Source organism: Planotetraspora silvatica (genome assembly GCF_016863315.1).
Lineage (GTDB): Bacteria > Actinomycetota > Actinomycetes > Streptosporangiales > Streptosporangiaceae > Planotetraspora > Planotetraspora silvatica.
In genome coordinates, this window is sequence record NZ_BOOQ01000014.1 from 60,736 (window position 1) to 67,925 (window position 7,190).

Annotated in this window: 4 protein-coding genes and 1 pseudogene; 2 read left to right on the plus strand and 3 right to left on the minus strand. The window is 72.5% G+C overall.

Annotation, left to right across the window (positions count from 1 at the left end; genetic code table 11):
• Positions 1-21: 21 nt before the first annotated feature.
• Positions 22-426, minus strand: coding sequence for a RidA family protein (locus Psi02_RS12445; RefSeq protein ID WP_203973663.1), 405 nt, complete (start codon positions 424-426; stop codon positions 22-24).
• A 37-nt stretch (positions 427-463) separates the two neighbouring features.
• A complete protein-coding gene (locus Psi02_RS12450; protein WP_203973665.1) occupies positions 464-2,161 on the minus strand; it encodes an HNH endonuclease signature motif containing protein in 1,698 nt (565 codons plus the stop codon).
• A 220-nt stretch (positions 2,162-2,381) separates the two neighbouring features.
• Here Psi02_RS12450 and Psi02_RS40700 point away from each other — a divergent pair, with 220 nt between their 5' ends.
• Together Psi02_RS40700 and Psi02_RS12460 are read left to right on the plus strand one after the other, a co-directional pair.
• A complete protein-coding gene (locus Psi02_RS40700) occupies positions 2,382-5,249 on the plus strand; it encodes a helix-turn-helix transcriptional regulator (RefSeq protein WP_203973681.1) in 2,868 nt (955 codons plus the stop codon).
• 38 nt (positions 5,250-5,287) lie between these two features.
• A complete protein-coding gene (locus Psi02_RS12460) occupies positions 5,288-6,793 on the plus strand; it encodes an aldehyde dehydrogenase family protein (RefSeq protein WP_203973667.1) in 1,506 nt (501 codons plus the stop codon).
• On the opposite strand, the pseudogene Psi02_RS12465 reads toward Psi02_RS12460, so the two are convergent.
• Positions 6,794-7,190, minus strand: a pseudogene (locus Psi02_RS12465) (AAA family ATPase); the annotation flags it as partial.

Below are 7,190 nucleotides of genomic sequence, written 5' to 3' on the forward strand. Positions count from 1 at the left end.
CCGACAAATCCCTTCGCCTCCTCACCCGGCGGCGATCACTTCTATCTCCACCAGCCAATCGCTGACGAGCGTCTGCACGACGATGGCGGTGGTGGGGATGAGGCGCCCTCCGAGTCCCGCCACGCGAGCGGCCGCGTTCGCCTCCGCATAGGACGCGTCACGCAGGTAGCTGGTGAGCCTCACGACGTTGTCGACGGTCATGTCGGCCGACGCGAGGATGGCCGTGAGGTTGGACCAGATGAGGCCGAGCTGCTCGTCGAGCGTGGCGCCCGCCGCGCCTGTGGGGTCCAGTCCCATCGTTCCGGAGACGAACAGCAGCCGCTGCGCGCCGCGGACCTCCATCGCGTGCACGTAGTCGCCGGTCGGGGCATAGACCCCGGGCCCCGGGTCGCGAGGGAGGATTTCGAGCTGAGGATCGGCTGTCATGGGTTCGGGATCCTTCCAGGGGTTGATCACCAGTGGGTCACGTGAGATAGGTGTCGCCGGTCCGCGCCGTCCACAGCAGTCGTCCCGGGCGGATCTGCCGGACGCGGACTCCGGGGACGGTGCCCTTGATGCGGTGGTGGCGACGGTGAAGCACGGCGAGGTTGCCATAGGCGGTGGGCCCGCCCTGATCGTAGGCACGGGTGTGGTCCACGTCGGCGGTCCAGGCCGAGTGGTTGCATGACGGTGCCCTGCAGGTCCCGTCGCGGGCTCTGACCTTCAAGTCGAGCCGAGCCGAGGGCCGGTAGCCGGGCTCGGGCGGGGGGATCCTGTCGGCCTCCTCGACGGCTTTCTCAAGAGCACTACCAGGGGCGTCGTGATCGGGGCCTGCTCTGACGGCGATCTCCCCGTGCAGGATGATCTGGCCGTCCACGTCGCGGACGGCGACCCAGCGGCGGGCGTCGCGGGCGAGGTCACGGGCCTGGGCGACCGTGACGAGCCCGAAACCCTGGAGTTCCCCGGGGAGGTCCGCGTCGCCCTTCATCGAGGCGTACGGCACGGCCAGCCAGTGCGTGCGCCGTACCGGGACCTCACCGGCCCGGCCGACCACTTCGTCCAGCCGGGTCGGCCCCTCCGCGCGGACGCCGGCGTCCGGAAGGCCTGCGGCACTCGGAGCGTCGGGCATCGGCTCGGAAGGCCACGGGACCTCCTCGTCATCCGGCGGCCGTTCGCCATCAGAGCCTCGCCCGCCCGGGCCGCCATCGGGGTCGCGGCCGAGAAGGAGGGCGTAGGCCGTGATCAGCCGCAACCGGGCCAGCGGACGGGCGTCGCCCGCCTCTTTGGCCGCGCGGGCCAGCGCGTCGACCCGGTCGGAGGCCGCGAGGGCCCACGCCACCGGGGAGCCCATCAGGGCCAGCGTCGCCGTGCCGTCCTCCTGGTTGCGCCACACCCGCACATGCGCCCGGTTCTCCGCCTCCCGCCGTTTACGCTCGGCCAGCTCGGGATCGGCCTGAAGTGCCAGCCGGTTCACCCGCGCGCGCAACCGGGCCGAGGTCAACTCCCCGGCCACGCCGACCACCTCGGCCTGCACCGCCCGGGCCCGCTCCTCATCGAGCAGCGCGGTCCCCTGCACCAGGGCCAGGACCTTCGGAACGTCCACCACCCCGGCGGCCAGCAACGCCCCCATCTCCGGGAAGCGCGAGCTCAGCGCCCGCCCCAGCGACACCAGGTGCGCCGCCGATCCGGAGGTGACCCGAAGCTTGGCCGCGATCTCCTCCACCACACACGCCTGATTCAGCTCCACGAGGTCCCGGCCGGCGTCCAGCGCCCGCCCGATCTCGTCACGGACCGGCCGGCCGTGCAACTCCGCGGCCGCCATGACCTGCACCGCCTCCGCCCAGGAGGCCAGCCGGCGCGCGGCCGCCAGCACATCGAGCACATGCGCGTCCGGCAACGCGGGCAGGCGCGGGACGGCACGCTCCACGGCGGCCGCAGCCCGTCCGCCCGGGGCGACCCCCGCCACCTCCGCGAACGGCTCCACGCACAACTGCGACCGCGGCGCGGTGCCGGCCGCCCGATCAGCCGCCTCGGCGACCGCGATCAACCACGCCGGAGCCGCGTCCAGCGGATCCTCAGGCCCCGTGGTGCGGTCCGGCCACTCGCCGAGCAGCTCCTCGTCCGCCCACCACGACACGTCCTCGGGCGGAACGACGGTCGTCGCCTGGCCCTCACCGCTCATCCCGCCACCTCCCGCCCCTCGCTCCTCAGCGACCTCAATGATGCATCACGTCATTCGAATGTGCGAACGAATGAATCGACCATATCCACACAAATCCATCACTGATTCGAAGATTTTTTCTAATCGCGACGATCATGCGCACCGCCACCCCGGTCGCACACGTCACCCCGCGGAAAGCAGGCGGAATTCCGTCGGAGCCGCGTGACATACTCGCGACGTGATGGCGAGAACGGGGCGAACGGCTCTGATCGGGCGCTCCGGGGAACTCGACCAGTTGACGGGTGTGCTCGACGCCGCCACTGACGGGCTCGCGGGGGTCGCCCTCGTCGGCGGCGACGCGGGGATCGGCAAGACCCGGCTCATCGCCGAGTTGTGCGACCGCGCCCAGCAGCGGGGTTTCGTCTCGCTCGTCGGTCAGTGCGCCGAGCTCGGCGACGCCTTGCCGTACCTGCCGCTCGCGGACGCTCTCCGCGGAGCCATGGCCGAACCGGACGGCCCGGCCGGACGGGCGATCGCGGCCAGACCCGTCCTGGAGCGCCTCCTGCCGGGAGGAGATCCCGGCTCCGCCGACGTGACGACGGGCGCCCTGGCGCAGCAGCGCCTGTTCGGCTCGGTTCTCGACATGCTCGCCGAGGTCGCCTCGGAGCGTCCTGTGCTCTTCGTGGTCGAGGACCTGCACTGGGCCGACCGTTCCACCCGCGACCTGCTCGTCTTCCTCACCCGCATGCTGCAGCGCGAGCGCGTCTGCCTGGTGGGGACCTACCGGAGCGACGACCTGCACCGGCGTCATCCCCTGCGCCCGGTCCTGGTCCAGCTCCAGCGGCTGCCGCTGGTCACGTCCGTCGAGCTGCGGCCGCTCGGCAACGACGCCATGGCCGAATACCTGGTCGCCCTCGACGAGACCGACATCCGCGTGATCGGCGGCGTGGTGGAACGAGCCGCCGGCAACCCGTTCTTCGCCGAGGAGCTGCTGGCCGCCTCGGCCGACCACACCCGTCTCCCCGGGACGCTGGCCGACCTGCTGCTCGCCCGCGTGGAGTCGCTGCCCGACACGGCGGGGCAGGTGCTCAGGGTCGCCGCCGTCGCCGGCCGCGGGGTCGACCACGACCTGCTCCGCGACGCCACGGGTCTGGACGACCTGCCCCTGGAGGAGGCGCTGCGCGAGATCGTCTCCCGCGGGCTGCTCACGGCCAGCAGGGACGGCTACGCGTTCCGCCACGCCCTGCTCCAGGAGGCCGTCTACGACGACCTGCTCCCCGGTGAGCGGACCCGGCTGCACGCGGCCTTCGCCGAGCTGCTGACCAGGCGGGGAGACTCTCCGGCCGAGCTGGCCCACCACCACCTGGCGAGCCACGACCTTCCCGGCGCGCTCAGGTCCTCCGTCGAGGCGGGACGGCTGGCGGCCGAGCTGGGCGCTCCCGCGGAGGCGCACCAGCACTTCGAGCGGGCCCTCGAGGTGTGGGACAAGGTGACCGACGCCGAGGCGCTCGCCGGCGAGCCGCGGGCGCGGCTCGCGCTGGACAGCGCGGCGGCCGCCGCCGCGAGCGGCGAATACCGGAGGGCGATCTCCCAGCTTCAGCGGTTACGCCGGTTGGCCGACGATCCCGTCCTGATCGCCGAGACCGACGAACGCATGGCCTATTACCGCATCGACTCCGACGACGAGATGCCCGGGCTGGCGGAGACGGCTCGCGAGGCGGTCGACCTGGCGCCCGAGAGCCCTCTGCTGGCCAGGGCCCTCGCCACCTATGCCCGTGTCCTGTGGAAGGCCTACCGGATCGACGAGGCGATCGCCACCGCGACCCGAGCTCTGGCGGTGGCCCGGGCGACCTCGGCACGCGACGCGGAGGTGAGCGCGCTGGTCACGCTGGCCGTCTTCGAGGAGACGAAGGGCACCGCGGAGCGCGCCGCGGAACTGCTCGCCGACGCCACCCGGCAGACGTCCGGCGACCTGTCGATCGACCTGCGCGCACGTTTCACCGAGGCGCGGGTGCAGTACGAACAGGGCCATCTCGACGTGGCTGCCGAGTCCGCGGCGCGCGGCGTCCGGCTGGCCCGCGAGAACGGCCTCATCTGGAGCAACTACGGGACCGATCTGCGATTCCTCCAGTACCTGGTGCACTTCGCCGACGGCGACTGGGACGCGGCGGAACGGCTGGCGGCCGACTTCGGCATCCGGGTGGGCACGAAGGCGGAGGCGGTCCTGTCGTCCTTCGCCCTGTTCGTCGAGGTCGCCCGGGGACGCCCGGCGGCCGCCGAGCGGCTGAAGTGGCTCACCGGCTTCTGGTCCGACGAGCTCGTCAGTTACATGAGCCGGTGCCTGGCGGCCGAGCAGGCGTTGTGGCGCGGCGACCCGGAGACCGCGCTCGAGCACGTCAACGCGGTCCTGGCCATCACTGAGCCGTTCGACCCCGGCCTCATCCGGGTCGCGGCGACCGGCCTGTGGGCCCTCGCCGACCGGCGCGAGGGCGACGATCACGCTCTCGCCGACGACCTGCTCGAACGTGCCCGGTGGGCGGCGGCCAACGGGGCCTCCGGCCCCCGGTCGGGGATCGGCCCGGAAGGCCTCGCCTGGCTGGCCAGAGCCGAGGCCGAGTGGCAGCGCGTCAGGGGCGCGGCCGGCCCGGCCGTCTGGCGCACGGCCACGGAGGCGTTCGGGTTCGGCTTCGTCTACGAGGAGGCCCGCTCCCGGTGGCGGCTGGCGGAGGCCCTGCTCGAAGCGGGCGACCGCGACGCCGCGCACGCCGAGTGGACCGCGGCGTCGGAGGTGGCGGACCGGCTGAGGGCCGAGCCGTTCCGGGCGGCGCTGGCGCAACTGGGCCGCCGCGCCCGGTTCTCCGAGGGGGGCGCCGACTCCGGCGGACCGCTGGCGACGCTGACCGGCCGGGAGCGCGAGGTCCTCGCGCATGTCGCGGCGGGCCTGCCGAACCGGGAGATCGGCGAACGCCTGTTCATCTCGCAGAAGACCGTCAGCGTGCACGTCTCCAACATCCTCGCCAAGCTCGGCGTGGCCAGCCGGACGCAGGCCGCCGCGGTCGCCCACCGGGCCGGGATGGCCAACGACGCGGGCGCCGGAAATACTGTGTAATCAGAACTCCAGGCAGGAAATCATTCCGGAGGTCAACGGTGACTCTGCAGATCGTTTCCGTCATCGGCGGCAAGGACGGCCCGGCAGGCACGCCGTACGCGTCGGTCAACCCCGCACGGCCGGACGAGACGGTCGCGACCGTCCAGTTGGCGGGCGCGGACGTGTTCGCCGACGCCTGCCGTACGGCCGCCGCCGCTCAGCGGGAATGGGCCGCCGTCCCGGCGCCCGTGCGCGGCCGGGTGATCGCGTCGATCGGGCGGCTCGTCGAGGCGAACGTGGAGACGCTCGCGCGGCTGGTCACCCAGGAGATCGGCAAGCCGTACGCCGAGGCGCTCGGCGAGGTCCGGGAGATCGTCGACACCTGCGACTTCTTCCTCGGCGAGGGCCGCCGCCTCTACGGCCAGACGGTCCCGTCCGAGATGCCGGACAAGAGCCTGTTCACCTTCCGCGTGCCGGTCGGCGTCGCGGCGGTCGTCACGGCGGGCAACTTCCCCGTGGCCGTGCCGTCGTGGTATCTCGTGCCGGCCCTGCTTTGCGGCAACGCCGTGGTCTGGAAGCCCGCCGAGTACGCCGCGGCCTCCGCGCACGCCCTCTACCGGCTCTTCACCGCCGCGGGACTGCCGGACGGCGTGCTCAACATCGTCTTCGCCGACGGCGCCCGCACCTACGAGGGGCTCGACAGGGCGCTCGGCGAGGGGACCGTTCACAAGGTCGGCTTCACGGGCTCCACCGCGGTGGGCCGCACCATCGGCGAACTGTGCGGCCGTCACCTCCAGTCCCCCTGCCTCGAGCTCGGCGGCAAGAACCCCATGGTGGTCATGCCCGACGCCGACCTCGACCTCGCCGTCGAGGGCGCGCTGTTCGCCGGCTTCGGCACGGCGGGCCAGCGGTGCACGTCTCTCGGCACGGTGATCGCCCATGAGGACGTCCACGACGAGTTCGTGGCCCGGTTCACGGCGGCCGTACGGGACGCGAAGATCGGCGACCCGAACGGCGACGTGCTCTACGGCCCGATGCTGGACCACAAGTTCGCGGAGCGGTACGAGGAGTACCTGGCCTGGATCGAGCCGCACCACACCGTGCTGCCCGGCCCGACGGGCCGCATGGAGGGCGACGGCCTCTTCTACCATCCGGTGATCGTCGACGGCGTCCGCGCCGGTGACCGGCTCTTCCTGGAGGAGACGTTCGGCCCGATCGTGGGCGTGACGACCTTCTCCACCATGGACGAGGCGATCGAACTGGCCAACAGGCCCGGCTACGGGTTGTCGTCGTCGATCTACACGACCGACCCGCAGGCGGTCTTCCGCTTCAGGGCCGGCGTCTCGGCGGGCATGGTCAGCGTGAACAACTCGACGTCGGGCGCCGAGGCCCATCTGCCGTTCGGCGGGAACGGCAAGTCGGGCAACGGCAGCAGGCAGAGCGGCATGTGGGTGCTCGACCAGTTCACCCGCTGGCAATCGATGAACTGGGACTACTCGGGCCGGCTGCAGAAGGCCCAGATGGACGTGACCGAGATCACGCCCGATCTGGGCTTCCGCCTCTGATCAACCGTTGTCGGGGCCCCGGCGGCCGTCGTAGCCCAGCAGCCGCATCGCCACCTCCGGATCCATGGCCGCGGCGAGCAGTTGGGCCCGTTCGGCCGCGAGGTCCCTGGCCTGCTCGGCGCGCCGCCGTTCCGCCTTGTGCGCGTGGCTGACGGCGATCGCGACGGCGATGCCGCCGGCCAGCGCGACGAACGCGGCGACGAGGACCAGCACGGTGGTCCTGGAGAGCGTTCCGGGGGCGACCGCCTGCGACTGCCCGCCGTTGAAGAACGCCACGCCGAGCAGGGCGAAGACCACGAGGACCACGAGCCCGCCCAGGAGCGCCCACAACAGGCCGGACGACTTCGTCCGGGCGGCGGGAGCGGCGGGCGGCGGCATGGCGGGACCGGCCGGAGGC

Bases quoted from the DNA above. Each gene is read 5' to 3' on its own strand.
- Psi02_RS12450 (WP_203973665.1), bottom strand. From the start codon at position 2,161: ATGAGCGGTGAGGGCCAGGCGACGACCGTCGTTCCGCCCGAGGACGTG.
- Psi02_RS40700 (WP_203973681.1), top strand. From the start codon at position 2,382: ATGGCGAGAACGGGGCGAACGGCTCTGATCGGGCGCTCCGGGGAACTC.
- Psi02_RS12445 (WP_203973663.1), bottom strand. From the start codon at position 426: ATGACAGCCGATCCTCAGCTCGAAATCCTCCCTCGCGACCCGGGGCCC.